Below are 16,786 nucleotides of genomic sequence, written 5' to 3'. Positions count from 1 at the left end.
GTACTGCAGGGGGGACCCTGTGGGAGAGTAGGACACCGCCGAACAATCATTGTGGGAAAGCCCCGCACCATTATGGTGCGGGGCTTTTCTGCGTTTAGGGTCAAGGCATGCGCTATGACCTCGTCATCTTTGACAACGACGGTGTGCTCGTCGACAGCGAGCCGATCTCCAACACCATCCTGGCCGGCTATCTCACCGAGCTCGGGCATCCCACCTCGTACGAGGACTCCCTCCGTGACTACATGGGCGCCGCTGTGCACCGTGTGCACGACCTTGTGCGGGAGCGGACCGGGCAGGCGTTGCCCGAGGATTTCGACGAGACCTTGCACGCTCGCGTCTTTGCCGCTTTCGAGCGGGAGTTGGTCGCCGTCGACGGTGTGACCGAGGTGCTGGAAAAGCTGGTCGCGGACGGGGTGCCGTATTGCGTTGCCTCCTCCGGGAGTCATGAGCGGATCCGAGTCGGGCATCGGAAGACCGGGCTGGACCGGTGGTTCGAGGACGCCACCGTATTCAGCGCGCAGGATGTGGGGCGCGGGAAGCCGGCGCCGGATCTGTTCCTCCACGCCGCTGAGCGGATGGGGGTGGCGCCGGAGCGTTGCGTCGTCGTGGAGGACAGTCCCCTCGGGGTGGCGGCGGCAAGGGCGGCCGGGATAGATGTGTACGGGTTCACGGCGATGACGGCTGCCGAGAAGCTCGATGGGGCCAAGGGGTACTTCGACGGGATGGCGGAGTTGCCGGCATTGCTCGCGTGATCGATCTACCCATGGGTAGATCGGCGGCCTACGCTGTGCGGCCATGACAGATGCGCGTTTGCGGCACGGGCGGGCCTCCTTGGCGTTGAGCTTCTTCGCGCAGGGGGTGGCCTTCGCCCTGCTCGTGACGCGTATCCCCGCCATCCAGGACCGGTACGGGATATCCGACGGTCTGCTGCCCGCCTTCCTGGCCGCAGTACCGATCCTCGCCGGTGTGGCGAGCGTGGTCACCGAGCGGCTGGTGAAGCGGGTCGCGCCGAGTGCGGTGCTCCGATGGGCTCAGCCCATGGTGCTGCTGGCGCTCCTCGGAGTGGCGGCCGGTAGCGAGATATGGCAGGTCGCCGTCGCGCTGGGCGGGTTCGGGCTGGCGGTGGGGGCGCTGGACGCGTCCATGAACATGCTCGGGGTCAGCCTGCAGCGGGCGTACGGGCGCAGCATCATGCTCGGCTTCCACGCCGCGTACAGCCTCGGCGGGATCGCGGGTGCCTCGCTCGCCTGGGTCGGCGCGCACTGGGACCTGTCGCTGCTCATGTCGTATCTGCCGGTGGTGCTGGTGCTGTTGCCGACGGCGCTGGTCGGGAGTCGGTGGTACGCGGACGGGGAACGGGCCGAGCGGGATGCGGAGAAGGGTGGGGACGCGGAGAAGGGTGCGGGGGAGTGGCAGGCGGGCGCTTTCAAGCTGCTGCTGCCGCTCTGTCTGGTGATGACCTTCGCTTACATCGGGGACTCGACCGTCTCGAATTGGAGCGCGAAGTACCTGCAGGACGTGCTGGGGAGCTCGGAGGAGCTGGCGACCGTTCCGTACAACGCCTATATGGTCACCACGCTGCTGGGCCGGGCCGTCGGGGATCTCGGCGTGCGCCGGTTCGGGGCGGTGGCGGTCGTGCGGTGCGGGACGGTGCTGGCCGCGGCCGGGTTCGGAGTGGTGGCCGTGGCACCGGGGGCCTGGGTGGGGATGCTCGGGTTCACCATGCTGGGGCTCGGGCTGTGTGTGATCGTGCCGCAGACATTCGCGGCGGCGGGGCGGTTGTTCCCGGGGGCGAGTGATGCGGCGGTGGCGCGGCTGAATGTCTTCAACTATGTGGGGTTCTTGATCGGGTCACCGTTGGTGGGCGCGCTCGGCGATGCGTGGAGCTATCGGTGGGCGATGGTCGTGCCGATGGTGTTGGTGCTGGTGACGTTGTGGTACGCCAGATCGTTCGGGGCGGATACCGCCCGGTACGGTGGCGTGCATGAGCGGCCGCGGGTTGTTGATGTGGGACGAGGCGGTAACGAAGTATGACTTCGGGGACGGCCATCCGATGGATCCGGTGCGGCTTGCGCTGACCATGGGGTTGGTGCGGGCGTACGGACTGGATCGTGCGGTGGATGTGGTGGCCGCGAAGCCGGCCGGGGACTCGACGCTCAGGCTCGTACACCGCGAGGACTATGTGGCGGCGGTTCGGGCCGCGTCTCTCAACCCTCGGGCGGCCGATCAGTCGTACGGGTTGGGGACGATGGATGATCCGGCCTTCGCAGGAATGCATGAGGCGTCGGCGCTGATCGCGGGACAGTCGGTGGGGGCCGCGGAGGCGGTGTGGCGGGGTGAGGCCGAGCATGCGGTGAACTTCGCGGGCGGGCTCCACCATGCGATGCCGGGGTCGGCTTCCGGGTTCTGTATTTACAACGACGCGGCGCTGGCCATTGCCCGGTTGCTGGAGCTGGGTGCGGAGCGCGTCGCGTACGTGGATGTCGATGTGCATCACGGGGACGGGGTCCAGGCGGCGTTCTGGGAGGACCCGCGGGTGCTGACGGTGTCGCTGCACGAGCATCCGTCCACGCTGTTTCCGCAGACCGGGTGGCCGCAGGAGACCGGGGCCGCCGGGGCGGGTGAGGGCAGTGCGGTGAATGTGGCGCTGCCGGCGGGGACGGGTGACGCGGGCTGGCTGCGGGCCTTTCATGCGGTGGTGCCGGAGCTGCTGGCGGACTTCCGGCCGCAGGTGCTGGTATCGCAGCACGGGGCGGATACGCACTTCGAGGATCCGCTGGCGCATCTGGCGGTGTCGCTGGATGCGCAGCGGGCGGTACAGGCGTCGTGTCATGCCCTGGCGCACCAGTACGTGGAGGGCGGTCGCTGGGTGGCGCTGGGCGGCGGGGGTTACGAAGTGGTGGATGTCGTACCGAGGTCGTGGACGCATCTGGTGGGGATCGCGGCGCATGCTCCGGTGGAGCCGGAGTCGGTGATTCCGTCGTCGTGGCGGGATGAGGTGTATGCGCGGACACGGCGGGTGGCGCCGGGGCGGATGACGGACGGGCGGGAGCCGGTGTGGCGGGAGTGGGAGGAGGGGTACGACCCGGCGGATCGGCTGGACCAGGCGGTGCTGGCTACACGGCGGGCGGCGTTTCCGTTGCGGGGCTTGTTGGCGTAGGGGGCGGAGCGGCGTCTCGGGTACCGGGCCGGGGTGTTGGGGCAGGACCGGGGCGCGGGTCATAGCACCGCGCCGTCCGGCCATGCAGCTGTTACGCCAACTGTGGGTGGTATCCGCGCTTTTGGTCCGGGACCAGTACCGGTGCGGGAGCATCGACAGAGTGTTGAGCACCGGAGCGCTGCGGGCGCATCTGCTGGCGGCCCGGTTGGCCGGGACCGTGGCCACATCGCGGGAAGCGAGTCTGCGCAGCTATCGGCTCTTCGCCGCCAGAGATCCCCGGGTGACTCTCGGGCTTGATCCCGAATGGGCCTGGAGCGTGCGGGATTTGATCGCGCTGATGGCTGACAAGTGTGGGGTTTCCGGTGATCCCGAGCATGTCACCGGGCCCGATGTCATCGATCCGGAGCGGACGTTGGGCGGGCTCGCCGCGTTTGCCGAACGGCTCGGGGAGGTGGCCGCGCGGCGGGCGCCCGTGATGTTCGGGACCGGGCATCCGCATCGGCTCCTCGGGTTCTACGCCGGGCTGGCAGACGCTTTGTCGGCGGCAGGTTGCCTGGTACTCACCCCCGCGCAGGGGCGATGTGTCGACATAACGACCCGGTTCGGGGTACGCACGTACAACCTTGACTACGTACGAGGAGTCGCGCTGGTGCGGGAACCCGGCGCTCGGGGCGCCGGGAGTGCAACCGGCGCGCATACCCATTCACCGCTCCCGGTTCGGGTCGCCCTGGAGGGTGCGATGGAGGGTGGCGGGCCGCTGCCCGAGCTGGTGGTCGGGGACCATGGCTGGGTCTGCGGGGCAGGTCAGCTGGGGATTGAGGCCATCGGCCTGGCGGATACGGACGACCCTGCCCTCTTTGTCGGCGAGGCCGAGGGGCGGGTGTCCGTCGTCGTTCCGCTTGATGACGCAGTGCGGTCTGATTACTACCGACCGCTTACTCGCTATGTACTCAATCGAGCGTGTCTGTCACAGTAGGCGGCCGATGGCTGCTCCTCTTCCCCACTCGCACCACACGCCCCTAGTCTGGGGAGTGAGCGCACAGCGACGAAGAGTCACCGGAGGGGAAGCCGGTGCGCGTCGGGTGCGGAAGGTACAGGTGGGTCATGGCTGCTGGCAGCGAGAGGCCTCTCAACGAGGTCAAGTTTCTCACCGTGGCGGAAGTCGCCTCGGTGATGCGAGTGTCGAAGATGACCGTGTATCGCTTGGTACACAGTGGTCATCTGCCGGCGATCCGGGTGGGCAGGTCCTTCCGGGTGCCGGAGCAAGCGGTTCACGAGTATCTCCGCGAATCATTCGTGGGGGTGGAATCCGCGTAGCCGGAGCCGGGCGAATCCCCTCGGATTACGTCCCTCACTCGGCGGCAGGTAGGCTAGGCCGACGTAGGTCGTGTGGGCCCAGACGCCCCGCACCGAGTGAAGAGAAGTGAGCGAGGGTAGTCGTGGGCTCTGTTATCAAGAAGCGGCGTAAGCGGATGGCCAAGAAGAAGCACCGCAAGCTGCTCAAGCGCACCCGCGTTCAGCGTCGCAACAAGAAGTAAGCGAACGCTGTACGTGTCTCTGCGGCCCTTCCACCTGCACGGTGGGAGGGCCGCGGTGCGTTTCCGGGTGGCCAATGGAGCGGTCGTGGCAAAAGTGCGCCGTGCGGTCATCACAGCGCAACACGTAACCGCTACGGTGACGCTTAAGAGTGGACCTAGGCGGACCTGCGGACCTAAGGAAGGCGCTGATCTTGGGGAAGGTCGTGCTCGTCACCGGAGTGGCCCGGCAGCTCGGAGGCCGACTCGTTCGGCGTATCCAGCGGGATCCCGAGGTGGACCGGGTGATCGGGGTCGATGCGGTGGGGCCCGAGCATCATCTTGGCGGGGCCGATTTCGTCCGTGCTGATATCCGCCAGCCCGCCATCGCGCGCGTGCTTGCCGAACATGCCGTCGACACCGTCGTGCACATGGATGTCACCGGTACGCCGCTGGGCACCGGCGGCCGTGCGACGGTGAAGGAAACCAATGTCATCGGCACCATGCAGCTGCTGGGTGCCTGCCAGAAGTCGCCGACCGTGAAGCGGCTGGTCATCAAGTCCAGTACGAGTGTGTACGGCTCCGCGCCCCGCGACCCGGCGGTCTTCAACGAGACCACGCCGCCCAAGTCGCTGCCGAGCGGTGGGTTCGCCAAGGACACGGTCGAGGTCGAGGGGTACGTACGGGGCTTTGCGCGGCGGCGGCCGGATGTGGCCGTGTGCGTACTGCGCTTCGCGAACATCCTCGGGCCGTGCGCCGACTCTCCGCTTGCCGAGTTCTTCTCGCTGCCCGTCATGCCGACCGTCTTCGGCTACGACCCGCGGCTGCAGTTCGTCCACGAGGACGATGTGATCGATGTGCTGCGGATCGCCCTGCACGAGCCGCGGCGCGGCACGCTCAACAGCGGCACGTTCAATGTCGCGGGTGATGGTGTGCTGCTGCTCTCGCAGTGTTCTCGGCGGCTGGGGCGGCCGACGATGCCGATTCTGCTGCCTGCGGTCACCTGGGTCGGCTCCGCGCTGCGTACGATCGGCATCACGGACTTCTCGCCCGAACAGATCCGGCTGCTCACGCACGGCCGGGTGGTGAGCACCACTCAGATGCGCGACACACTCGGGTTCGTGCCGAAGTACACAACAGCGGAGACCTTCGCGGACTTCGCGCGCAGCCGCGGGCCGGGGCTGCTGCCGCCGGACGCGCTCGCCAGGGCTGTGGACCAGGTGGCCGCGGTACTGCCGTCGGCAGGCAGTACGAGCACGACGGCCGCGGGCACGGCGCGGGACTAAGGCGATCGATCCACTCGATCGAGTAGGACGACCATGAAGACGACTCAGAGCGACGCCGAATAAGGAGCGCAGCCAACGATGGCGGACGCCAAGGTCATTCCGTTCGACGACGACCGTTCGCGCGGCAGCGCGCAGCGCTCGGCGCGGCGGCGCCCCGCGGGGGGCAACCGCCGGAAGGCCGAGCCCGCGGCGGTGCGCGAGGTTCCGGTCAGCCCGCTGCCGGGGCAGCAGAAGGACGGGGAGCGCCGGGGATCGGCGCGGGCCGCCGAGGCGGGCCAGGAGCCTCTCACGAGCCAAGAGCCGGCGGCCGCAGGCGGCTGGGAGCGGCGGATCGCCGGCGGCCTGGCGTTTCTGCGGCGGCGTGTCACCGGTGATTACGAGGTCGACGAGTTCGGTTACGACAAGGAGCTCACCGACCAGGTCCTGATGTCGATGGTCCGGCCGCTGTACGAGAAGTACTTCCGGGTCGAGGTGAAGGGCATCGAGAACATCCCGTCCGAGGGCGGGGCGCTGGTGGTGGCCAACCACTCCGGGACGCTTCCGCTGGACGGGCTGATGATGCAGGTCGCCGTCCACGACAACCATCCGGCCAACCGGCATCTGCGGCTGCTCGCCGCGGATCTGGTCTTCATGCTGCCGGTGGTCAACGAACTGGCCCGCAAGGCCGGGCACACCCTGGCGTGCGCGGAGGACGCGGAGCGGCTGCTGCAGCGCGGCGAGGTCGTCGGCGTGATGCCGGAGGGCTTCAAGGGCATCGGCAAGCCGTTCAGCGACCGTTACAAGCTTCAGCGGTTCGGGCGGGGCGGGTTCGTGTCGACGGCGCTGCGGGCAGGGGCGCCGATTGTGCCGTGCTCGATCGTCGGGGCCGAGGAGATATACCCGATGATCGGCAACGCGAAGACGCTGGCGCGGCTGCTCGGGTTCCCGTACTTCCCGATCACGCCGACGTTTCCGTGGCTGGGGCCGCTGGGCGCGGTGCCGTTGCCGACGAAGTGGACGATCCAGTTCGGCGAGCCGATCCCGACGGACGGGTATCCGCCGGAGGCGGCGGAGGACCCGATGTTGATGTTCAATCTGACGGATCAGGTACGGGAGCAGATTCAGCACACGCTGTACAAGCTGCTGGTGCAGCGCCGGTCTGTGTTCTTCTGACGCGGTTCTTCTGAAGATACGATTCAGCTGGACGTACGAAGGTGGGCACCCCTGGAAAGGGGTGCCCACCTTCGTACGTACCGGCCTGCTAATCGTCCTCGCTGTCGAGCCCGAGGCCCGGCAGGATCCCCGGCAGCAGCGGCGGGATTGTGACGTCCGGCGTCGGCTGTGCGGAGTTGTTGCCCGTCGGGGACGGTGTGGTGCCGCTCGACGGGTGCTCGAACAGGCCACCCGTGTTCCCGCCGAGCAGGCCGTCGTCCGCTGTGCTGCCCGAACCGGACGGACGAGGATTGCCGCTGTCTCCCGTACGGCCGTCGCCGGTCGCCGGTGAGGACGGTGTCGTACGGCCCGGGCCCCAGCTGTTGCTGGAGCCCTGGGTGGCGCCGGGGCGCTGGGAGCCGCGGCCGCCCTTTTCCGGGACGCGTGGCAGCAGCGTTTCCAGCGGGCCGACCTCCTGGTCTATGGCGTCGAAGACAGAGCTCACTTCGTCGCCGACGTCGGTCAGCTGGGCGGGCAGCCGGTCGCGGAGCCCGTTCCAGGCGTCGCGGTGGGACCGGGAGAACGAGTCGAGCCTCGCCATCGGGCTGAGGGAGCCGTCTCTCTCGTACGCCTCGTGGAGCAGGCGGTGGCCCTCGGTGGCGTCGTGTCTCATGCCGTTGAGCGCGCGGCGGACCTCGGCCAGCGACTCGTGGTCCATGGCGCCCGCCCGGCCGCGTTCCATCAGTCGGCGAGCCTCGCTGAGCCGGGTGGAGGCATGGTCGAGGTAGAGCCCGCCGCGGTCGGAGTCGTCGTCCGCCATGCCGAGCTTGAAATCTTCCATGCCACGCTTCAGCCCGTACAGCGAGTCACCGGGAAGGGCGTCGGAGCTGGCAGCGGCCACTCCGCTGAAGGCTCCCGCGGCCACACCGACGGTGAGACCACCGGCTGCGAGGCCCTTGGACCAGCGGGAGCGTGGTCGCATTTTCCGGAGCGGGGAGGCCCGATGGGCGCCGCGGCCGGCTGTCCGCTGCTCGGGCACCGTAGGGCCCGCGGACGCACCCCCCGCGGCGAACATCTCTTCCATGGCGGCCACGAGCTGTGCTCGCTGCACCACTTTGACCTCGGGGTCCATCTCCGGTTTCGGCAGCTCGCCGAGTCCGTTCGCCAGAGCCAACAGCCGTCCGTGCTCGGTCGGTTCGACCGACTCTTCGGGCTGCTCGGCCGCCTGATCTTCCAAAGCCTGGGCGAAGGCGTTCGCCCGCCGGCGCGCCGAAACGTTCGCGATCACTGGCGGCACCTCCTCTCGTCATGACGATCGACTCCCCTGGGGGTCCGGATGGTTGCACGCCTTGAACACATCCACACGATCGAGTGAGTGGCTGTGGGCATGGCGTGACCACAGGGAGCCTGCATCCCGAACAACGAGCGTCGCGGCACTTGGGTTACGCACGAAGGATGATGTGACCAGTGCGTCATCAAGGCGTCACCGATGGTGAGTTGGTGGTCGGTCAGCGGGCGTCGTCGGGGAGGAGCCGGGCCAGTGTGCGCACCGCCCGGTACTGGAGGGTCTTGATCGCGCCCTCGTTCTTGCCCATCACCCTGGCCGTCTCGGCGACCGAGAGGCCCTGCAGGAAGCGCAGGGTCACGCATTCCTGCTGCTGAGGGTTGAGCTTGCGGACCGCGTCCAGCAGTGCGGCGTTCGACAGGGACTCGAGGACCGAGTCCTCCGGGCTGCGCTCGACCTCATTGGCGTCGAGCATCTCTCCGGTGGTGACTTCCAGCCGGAAGCGGCTGGACTTGAAGTGATCGGCCACCAGATTGCGGGCGATCGTGACCAGCCAGGCGCCGAAGTCGCGCCCCTGCCAGGTGAAGGTGGAGATACGGCGCAGGGCGCGCAGGAAGGTCTCGCTGGTGAGGTCCTCCGCCGTCGCCTTTCCGCCCACGCGGTAGTAGATGTAGCGGTAGACGGTGTCGCTGTACTGGTCGTAGAGGCGGCCGAAGGCGTCGGCCTCGCCCGCCTGGGCGCGCTCGACCAGGTCCATCATGCGGGCGCTGTCGCTGTCGGCGCTGGGCCGACGGGCGGTGGTCGAGGAGCCGGTGCCGCCCCGACTGCCCCGTCTGCCGACCTCGCGCCCGTCGCCCGACCGCCGCCCCTCGACGACGGCGCTGCGCCCCGGCACCTTCTCGATGCCGTCGGCCAGGGCGTAGCAGGGGGCGGCCGGGCCGCTTGTGGCAAGGCGGGGCATGGCGAATGCGGGGACGGCGTACGCGGTGGGGACGAAGCCGCGCAAGTGGTCGAGGACCGCTGCGCGCAGCGTAGCCAGGCCCGAGGCGTCAACCCCGACGTGTGGGTACACGGGACTCCCAGAGGCAGAGCTTCCATCACGTGCAGTGCGGGACCTTTCACCCGTCGTGGGGACTGGTGGGGTCCGTCATGCGTCTGAGGAGAATAACGCTTCGTACAGGCGTTGCTACACCCAGTTGCTCAAATCGTCGTTTCCGTCGCTTCTGTTACGCCTAGACGACGGATCAAGTCGCATATTGTGAGCACTTGTTGATCGAATTGCTTCGTGATCTGTCGTGTCGCGCGGTGGATTGTGCCCGACACGCGGCAACAGGACTGGCGGGAGCGCCCAGGGGTATGAGGCAGGATTGCCCGCGGAAAGCACTGTCGTCGCCGTACGGGTCAGCGTCGCTGTACGTGTCGGCGTCGTGCAGGAGTCGCAGGATCGCAGGAGTCAGTGTCGGCGCAGGAGTCGGAGCGGCGGCGTGCGAGCCTGCGTCAACGGCGGCGGCGGTGCAGGGCGACCGCGGCCGCGGTGCCGCCCGCGATGGCGCCCACGCCGGCTGCCGCCGGGATGCCGACCTTGGCGGCCTTGCGGCCCGTCCGGTAGTCGCGCAGCCGCCACTCACGCGCTCGCGCGTACTTGCGGAGCTTGGTGTCCGGGTTGATGGCGTACGGATGCCCCACCAGCGACAGCATCGGGATGTCGTTGTGCGAGTCGCTGTACGCCGCGCAGCGGGTCAGGTCCAGGCCCTCGGCGGCGGCCAGCGCGCGTACGGCCTCGGCCTTTGCGGGGCCGTGCAGCGGCTCGCCCACGAGCTTTCCGGTGTACACGCCGTCGAGGGACTCGGCGACAGTGCCCAGCGCGCCGGTCAGGCCGAGGCGGCGGGCGATGATCGTCGCGGTCTCGACGGGGGCCGCGGTCACCAGCCAGACCTTCTGCCCGGCGTCGAGGTGGGCCTGGGCGAGAGCGCGGGTGCCGGGCCAGATGCGGTCGGCCATGTACTCGTCGTAGATCTCCTCCCCGATCGACATCAGCTCGGAGACGCGGTGGCCCTTCACGATGGACAGGGCGGACTCGCGGACGTCCTGCATATGTTCCGGATCCTCGACTCCGGCGAGCCGGAACCAGGTCTGCTGCCAGGCGAACCGGGCCAGTTCACGGCGCTGGAAGAACTTCCGCTTGTACAGGCCGCGGCCGAAGTGGAAGATCGCGGCGCCCTGCATCACGGTGTTGTCGAGGTCGAAGAAGGCGGCGGCCCGGTCGTCCCCGGCGACGGGGAAATCCGGTTCGGCGGCCGGGGCAGTGTCGTCCTGCGCTTCGAGTGCCTCGAGCGCCTCGAACTGCTGCGACGACTTGCGCGCTGCCTCGGCTGCTGCCTCGCCTGCGAGCACGCTCCGCGCGGTGGCGGAGCGCCTACGGGGGGTGAGCCATCCCAGTGCGGCCATGTCGTGAGCATAGTCAGTCTGTTCGGTACTTCCCGACCCCCCGGGATGCGTTGACGTGAACTCTCCGCGACCAGCCCGTTAAACAGGCGATTCGGGCGTACGGGACGCGTGCCGTATCTCTCCGGCGCGGGCGGAGAATGGGCACATGAGTCCTGTGCTGCGACGAACGAAGAAGAAGGCCGGCGAGCGGGTGGTGACGCTGATCGGGAAGCCGGGGTGTCACCTCTGTGACGACGCGCGGGCCGTGGTCCAGGAGGTGTGTACCGAGACCGGTGCGTCCTGGGAGGAGAAGGACATCACCCAGGACGAGGCGCTGCACCGGGCGTACTGGGAGCAGATTCCGGTCGTCCTGGTCGACGGCGAGCAGCACACCTTCTGGCGCGTGGATGCAGGACGACTGCGCCGCGCACTGGGGGCCTAACTGCGACGCCGGATGCCATCGGGGTCGTTTTGCTCGGGCTTTCCGACGCGGTCCGGGCTCTATCGGGACGCGATGCGGACAGGGCACAGTAAGCGGTCTCGGGGGCGTATTCGTGAGGAGTGTGTACGGCTTTGCCCCCTTCGGGTCTTCAATGGACCAGTGCGGTCCACGGTTCCAGGGTCGCGCGATCGGATGGCGTGACCCCGGTCACTTTGCACGGACAAAACGGACACCATCTTTGTGCACGCGTTCACAAAGACATAGCCTGCATTCGACGGGGCGGTCCTGTGTCATACGGCCGCCTGCAGCCTCGCTCATCCCGCAGGAGCACCGTGGCAACTGGCCGAAATCACCGACCGGCGACCCGTAGCCGAGGAATCCCCGAGGCCACTGTCGCCCGACTTCCGCTGTACCTGCGCGCCCTGACCGCTTTGTCCGAGCGGTCCGTCCCCACGGTCTCGTCGGAGGAACTCGCCGCCGCCGCCGGAGTCAACTCCGCGAAGCTGCGCAAGGACTTCTCCTACCTGGGCTCCTACGGGACGCGCGGTGTCGGCTACGACGTCGAGTACCTCGTCTACCAGATCTCTCGCGAGCTCGGTCTGACGCAGGACTGGCCCGTGGTCATCGTCGGTATCGGTAACCTCGGCGCCGCGCTCGCCAACTACGGCGGTTTCGCCTCCCGGGGTTTCCGGGTCGCCGCGCTGATCGACGCCGACCCGGAGATGGCCGGGAAGCCGGTCGCCGGGATGCCCGTCCAGCACACGGACGAGCTCGAGAAGATCATCAGTGACAACGGAGTGTCGATCGGTGTCATCTCGACGCCCGCCGGCGCCGCGCAGCAGGTGTGCGAGCGGCTGATCGCGGCCGGTGTCACCTCGATCCTCAACTTCGCCCCCACCGTCCTCTCGGTGCCCGACGGCGTCGATGTGCGCAAGGTCGATCTCTCGATCGAGCTGCAGATCCTCGCCTTCCACGAGCAGCGGAAGGCCGGCGAGGAAGCCGAGGCCGCAGGCCGGAAGGGACCCGACGGGGACATGCCCGCCGTGATGCCGGCATGAGTCTCCTGGTCGTCGGGCTGAGCCATCGCAGCGCGCCGGTGAGCGTGCTGGAGCGGGCCTCGCTGTCCGCTGATGCGCAGGTCAAGCTGTTGCAGGACACCCTCGCCGCGGAGCCCGCGGCCGAGGCGGCGGTGCTGGCCACCTGCAACCGCATCGAGCTGTACGCGGACGTGGACAAGTTCCACGCCGGTGTCGCCGAGCTCTCGACCCTGCTCGCACAGCACAGCGGGGTGGGGCTCGAGGAGCTCACCCCGTATCTCTATGTGCACTACGAGGACCGGGCCGTGCACCACCTCTTCTCGGTGGCCTGCGGACTGGACTCCATGGTCGTAGGCGAGGGGCAGATCCTCGGGCAGATCAAGGACGCTCTCGCGCTCGGGCAGGACCTGCACACCGCGGGCCGGCTGATCAACGACCTGTTCCAGCAGGCCCTTCGCGTCGGCAAGCGCGCGCACAGCGAGACCGGGATCGACCGGGCCGGGCAGTCGCTCGTCACCTTCGGTCTCGAGCAGCTCGCCGCGGGCGCCAACGTCGAGGCATGGGCGGCGGACAAGCGGGTGCTGGTCATCGGCGCCGGCTCGATGTCCTCGCTCGCCGCGACGACGCTGGCGCGCCTGGGTGTACGTGAACTCGTCATCGCCAACCGGACGCTGGAGCGCGCGGAGCGACTGGCCGCGGTGCTGACGGAGCCGGGCGGGGTGAGCGTGCACGCCGTGTCCATGACCGATCTTGCCGACGAACTGACACGTGCCGATGTGGCGGTGTCCTGCACCGGCGCGACAGGTCTGGTCCTGACGGCCGAGTCCGTTGCCGCGGCGCTCGCGGAGCACGTGGTGCCGGTGGCGGTCCCGGTGGCGGGTAACGACCTGCGGGCGCCGGACGGCAGTCTGGTGGCCCGTCTTGCCGCGGCCGCGGCGCGCGACGGCCGCGTGGCCGACAAGTCGGCTGCGGGGGGCTCGGACGCGGCGGACCGCGAACCGTCCGCCCGGATCACGGACCCGGCCGGCCCCGTCGGCGCGGATGCGCCGGGCGTGGGTGGTCCGGCCGGCCTCGGTGCCGCGGTGGACCTCGACGAAGCCGCCGGGGCGTGCCCCGTCGGGCTCGGCGACGGGCCCGGGCCCGATGCGCTCGCGCAGCACCAGGCGTGGGTCGACAACGCGCCCCGGGGCACCCGGGTCGCCGGAGCCGTGCACGCGCGGGGCGCCACAGCCACCGCGCCCGTCCGGCTCGCGCTGCTCGACCTCGCCATGCCCCGTGACATCGACGGTGCCGTCCACCGGCTCGCCGGCGTACGGCTCGTCGACATCGAGTCGCTCGCCGAGGCCTCCGCCGACGCCCCGATGGCCGCCGACGTGGACCAGGTGCGCGGCATCGTCTCCGACGAGGTGGCCGCCTTCGGCGCCGCCCAGCGCGCCGCGCACATCACTCCGACCGTCGTCGCTCTGCGCACCATGGCCGCCGATGTCGTCGCCGGCGAGGTCGCTCGGCTCGAGGGCCGCCTACCCGACCTGGACGACAAGGAGCGCGCCGAGATCACCCAGACCGTGCGCCGCGTCGTCGACAAGCTCCTGCACGCGCCCACCGTGCGGGTGAAGCAGCTGGCCAGCGAGCCCGGTGGCGCCGGGTACGCGGACGCGCTGCGGACACTCTTCGACCTCGACCCGGAGACGGTCGCCTCCGTCAGCCGGGCCGACCTGAATGACGCCGACGTCAAGAACCGAGGGCGAGTATGACCGAGAGGGCACTGAGGCTCGGGACCAGGCGCAGCAAACTGGCCATGGCCCAGTCCGGGCAAGTGGCTCAGGCAGTGCGCCAGTTGACCGGCCGTGCCGTCGAGCTTGTCGAGATCACCACGTACGGGGACACCTCCCGTGAGCATCTCGCGCAGATCGGCGGTACGGGGGTCTTCGTCACCGCATTGCGGGACGCCCTGCTGCGGGGTGACGTCGACTTCGCCGTTCACTCGCTGAAGGACCTGCCCACCGCGCAGCCCGACGACCTGGCGCTGGCGGCCGTGCCGCTGCGCGAGGACCCGCGGGACGTGCTGGTCGCGCGCGACGGACTGACGTTCGACCGGCTGCCGAACGGCGCCCGGATCGGCACCGGTTCGCCGCGCAGGATGGCGCAGCTCAACGCGTACGCGCGCAGCCATGGCATGGCGATCGAGACTGTGCCGATCCGCGGCAATGTCGATACGCGGATCGGATATGTACGGAGCGGGGAGCTCGACGCCGTGGTGCTTGCCGCGGCCGGGCTCAACCGCATCGGCAGGATCGACGAGGTCACCGACTTCCTGGCGGTCGACTTCGTCCTGCCCGCCCCCGGCCAGGGGGCATTGGCGATCGAGTGTGCCGCGGCCAACGCGGACCTCACCGCCGCACTCGCCGAGCTCGACGACCCGTCCACACGGGCCGCCGTGACCGCCGAGCGTTCCCTGCTCGCCGCCCTGGAGGCCGGCTGCACCGCACCTGTGGGTGCGCTGGCCGACCTGCTGGCCGACGGACAGGTTGTCACCGAAATGCGCCTGCGCGGCGTCGTCGGCACGACCGACGGCTCGACGCTGGTGCAGTTGTCCACCACCGGTCCTGTACCCACGTCGCACAGCGACGCCGTCGCGCTCGGTCGCGAACTCGCGTCCGAGATGCTCGCCAAGGGTGCGGCCGGTCTTATGGGGGAGCGAGCACGTTGAGCCCCACCAACCTTCCGGCCCTTCCTGCACACGGACACGGGCACGTCACCTTCCTCGGCGCCGGACCCGGCGACCCCGGACTGCTGACACTGCGCGCCGTCGAGGCGCTCGCGGGTGCGGACGTACTGATCGCCGAGCCAGATGTGCTCGACGTGGTACGCAGCCATGCGCGAGCGAGCGTAAGCACGCCTGAACTGACGGTTGTTGACGACGCGTCAACAGCCGCCGGGATCCCCGTCCTCAGGGATGCGGCCAATCTTGTCATGGAGGCCGCAAGGGTCGGCAAGCGGGTCGTCCGCGCAGTCTCCGGCGACCCTGGCCTCGACGGAAACGCAGGTCAGGAGATGCTCGCGTGCGCCGCGGAGGGGATTCCCTTCGAGGTCGTGCCGGGTGTCGCCACGGCGGTGGGCGTGCCCGCCTACGCCGGTGTGCCGCTGCGCGACGCGCAGGGCGCCGACGTCCGTATCGTCGACGCCCGTAGCGCGAGTGAGCGGTGCTGGACCGAGGTCGGCGCGAGCGACGGCACGGTCGTCGTCTCCGCGACGCTGGAGACGGTTGCCGCGGCTGCGGCCGAGCTGGTGGCCGCGGGCCGCAAGCCGGACACCCCGCTGACCGTGACTGTCGCCGGTACGACGACGCGGCAGCGGACCTGGTCCGCGACGCTGGGGACGATCGCGCAGGTCCTGAAGCAGGCGAAGGTACTGCCCTCCCCGCAGGGTCACCGGCCGGTCATAGCGGTGGTCGGTGAGCGCAGCTCCGCCGCCCAGCGGGACCAGCTCTCGTGGTTCGAGTCCAAGCCGCTCTTCGGCTGGAAGGTGCTCGTGCCGCGGACCAAGGAGCAGGCGGCTTCGCTCTCCGACCAGCTGCGGAGCTATGGAGCCGTGCCGCACGAGGTGCCGACGATCGCCGTCGAGCCGCCGCGGACGCCCCAGCAGATGGAGCGGGCGGTCAAGGGCCTGGTGACGGGCCGCTACGAGTGGATCGCTTTCACGAGCGTGAACGCCGTGAAGGCGGTGCGGGAGAAGTTCGAGGAGTACGGGCTCGACGCGCGCGCTTTCGCGGGGATCAAGGTCGCCGCGGTGGGCGAGCAGACCGCTGCCGCGCTGGTTGATTTCGGTGTCAAGCCTGATCTGGTGCCGAGCGGGGAGCAGTCGGCCGCCGGTCTGCTGGAGGACTGGCCGCCGTACGACCCGGTCTTCGACCCGATCGACCGGGTCTTCCTGCCGCGTGCGGACATCGCCACCGAGACGCTGGTGGCGGGCCTCATCGAGCTGGGCTGGGAGGTCGACGACGTGACCGCGTACCGGACGGTGCGGGCGTCGCCGCCGCCGGCGGATACCCGCGAGGCCATCAAGGGTGGTGGGTTCGACGCGGTGCTGTTCACGTCGTCGAGCACCGTGCGGAATCTGGTGGGCATAGCCGGCAAGCCGCACAACGTGACCGTGATCGCGTGCATCGGTCCGGCGACCGCCAAGACGGCGGAGGAGCACGGGCTGCGGGTGGACGTGCTGTCGCCGGAGCCGTCGGTGCACAGGCTGGCGGAGGCGCTGGCGGAGTTCGGCGCGCAGCGCCGGGCGGCGGCGGTGGAGGCGGGCGAGCATGTGACGCGTCCGAGCGAGCGGCGTCCTGGCGGTCGCAGGCGCCGTACGACGTAGTTGGTGCGGGGGCGGGGTGCGGGTCGCCTTCGGGGCGTTTCCCCACCCCGTCCCTTCCCGTAACTGGGGGCAAGCCCCAGACCCCGGTACGGCCTTCGGCCGTGTCCTCAATCGCCGACGGGCTGGGTTTTCCCGGACA

At 69.4% G+C, this 16,786-nt stretch carries 16 protein-coding genes; 13 read left to right on the top strand and 3 right to left on the bottom strand.

Annotation, left to right across the window (positions count from 1 at the left end):
- Positions 1–107 precede the first annotated feature (107 nt).
- The 8 genes from ACFWDI_RS21625 (at position 108) to ACFWDI_RS21590 (ending at position 7,112) form a co-directional block, all read left to right on the top strand.
- Entirely contained in the window at positions 108–752 is a 645-nt protein-coding gene (locus ACFWDI_RS21625; RefSeq protein ID WP_385306082.1) for an HAD family hydrolase, read from the top strand.
- Between the two features lie 43 nt (positions 753–795).
- Positions 796–2,034, top strand: a complete 1,239-nt coding sequence (locus ACFWDI_RS21620) for an MFS transporter (RefSeq protein ID WP_385306081.1) — start codon at positions 796–798, stop codon at positions 2,032–2,034.
- Complete coding sequence (locus tag ACFWDI_RS21615) at positions 1,985–3,160, top strand: acetoin utilization protein AcuC (RefSeq protein WP_385306079.1); 1,176 nt, start codon at positions 1,985–1,987, stop codon at positions 3,158–3,160. Before ACFWDI_RS21620 ends, ACFWDI_RS21615 begins: the two co-directional genes overlap by 50 nt.
- Before the next feature lie 160 nt (positions 3,161–3,320).
- The gene (locus ACFWDI_RS21610) at positions 3,321–4,136 is read left to right on the top strand and encodes a phosphatase (RefSeq protein ID WP_385306078.1); all 816 of its coding nucleotides are present in this window, start codon (positions 3,321–3,323) and stop codon (positions 4,134–4,136) included.
- A 128-nt stretch (positions 4,137–4,264) separates the two neighbouring features.
- Positions 4,265–4,477: a helix-turn-helix domain-containing protein gene (locus tag ACFWDI_RS21605; RefSeq protein WP_014046653.1), complete on the top strand. Its 213-nt coding sequence runs from the start codon at positions 4,265–4,267 to the stop codon at positions 4,475–4,477.
- A gap of 122 nt (positions 4,478–4,599) precedes the next feature.
- Positions 4,600–4,698 (top strand): 30S ribosomal protein bS22, encoded by a 99-nt coding sequence (locus ACFWDI_RS21600; RefSeq protein WP_003948845.1) that lies wholly within the window; start codon positions 4,600–4,602, stop codon positions 4,696–4,698.
- 191 nt (positions 4,699–4,889) lie between these two features.
- Positions 4,890–5,960, top strand: coding sequence for an NAD-dependent epimerase/dehydratase family protein (locus ACFWDI_RS21595; protein ID WP_385306077.1), 1,071 nt, complete (start codon positions 4,890–4,892; stop codon positions 5,958–5,960).
- Positions 5,961–6,038: 78 nt separating this feature from the next.
- The gene (locus ACFWDI_RS21590; RefSeq protein ID WP_385306076.1) at positions 6,039–7,112 is read left to right on the top strand and encodes a lysophospholipid acyltransferase family protein; all 1,074 of its coding nucleotides are present in this window, start codon (positions 6,039–6,041) and stop codon (positions 7,110–7,112) included.
- Positions 7,113–7,200: 88 nt separating this feature from the next.
- On the opposite strand, the gene ACFWDI_RS21585 is transcribed toward ACFWDI_RS21590, so the two are convergent.
- The 3 genes from ACFWDI_RS21585 to ACFWDI_RS21575 all read right to left on the bottom strand — a co-directional run bounded on the left by ACFWDI_RS21585 (position 7,201) and on the right by ACFWDI_RS21575 (position 10,824).
- A complete protein-coding gene (locus ACFWDI_RS21585) occupies positions 7,201–8,379 on the bottom strand; it encodes a DUF5667 domain-containing protein (protein WP_385306074.1) in 1,179 nt (392 codons plus the stop codon).
- Positions 8,380–8,599: 220 nt separating this feature from the next.
- Positions 8,600–9,448, bottom strand: coding sequence for an ECF subfamily RNA polymerase sigma factor, BldN family (locus ACFWDI_RS21580; protein ID WP_385306073.1), 849 nt, complete (start codon positions 9,446–9,448; stop codon positions 8,600–8,602).
- 425 nt (positions 9,449–9,873) lie between these two features.
- Entirely contained in the window at positions 9,874–10,824 is a 951-nt protein-coding gene (locus ACFWDI_RS21575) for an HAD family hydrolase (protein ID WP_385306072.1), read from the bottom strand.
- Positions 10,825–10,969: 145 nt separating this feature from the next.
- On the opposite strand from ACFWDI_RS21575, the gene ACFWDI_RS21570 reads away from it, so the two are divergent.
- From ACFWDI_RS21570 to ACFWDI_RS21550, 5 genes are all read left to right on the top strand, one after another.
- Positions 10,970–11,245 (top strand): glutaredoxin family protein, encoded by a 276-nt coding sequence (locus ACFWDI_RS21570; protein WP_327325334.1) that lies wholly within the window; start codon positions 10,970–10,972, stop codon positions 11,243–11,245.
- Between the two features lie 332 nt (positions 11,246–11,577).
- Positions 11,578–12,303 (top strand): redox-sensing transcriptional repressor Rex, encoded by a 726-nt coding sequence (locus ACFWDI_RS21565; protein ID WP_327325335.1) that lies wholly within the window; start codon positions 11,578–11,580, stop codon positions 12,301–12,303.
- Entirely contained in the window at positions 12,300–14,036 is a 1,737-nt protein-coding gene (locus ACFWDI_RS21560; RefSeq protein ID WP_385306071.1) for a glutamyl-tRNA reductase, read from the top strand. The genes ACFWDI_RS21565 and ACFWDI_RS21560 overlap by 4 nt, the downstream gene beginning before the upstream one ends.
- Complete coding sequence (hemC, locus tag ACFWDI_RS21555; RefSeq protein ID WP_385306069.1) at positions 14,033–14,992, top strand: hydroxymethylbilane synthase; 960 nt, start codon at positions 14,033–14,035, stop codon at positions 14,990–14,992. Before ACFWDI_RS21560 ends, hemC begins: the two co-directional genes overlap by 4 nt.
- Positions 14,989–16,647: a uroporphyrinogen-III synthase gene (locus ACFWDI_RS21550; RefSeq protein WP_385306067.1), complete on the top strand. Its 1,659-nt coding sequence runs from the start codon at positions 14,989–14,991 to the stop codon at positions 16,645–16,647. Before hemC ends, ACFWDI_RS21550 begins: the two co-directional genes overlap by 4 nt.
- Positions 16,648–16,786: the final 139 nt, after the last annotated feature.

The organism is Streptomyces sp. NPDC060064 (assembly GCF_042736455.1).
GTDB lineage: Bacteria > Actinomycetota > Actinomycetes > Streptomycetales > Streptomycetaceae > Streptomyces.
The sequence above is the reverse complement of the archived record's forward strand: the minus strand, read 5'-3'. Positions and strand labels throughout refer to the sequence as shown.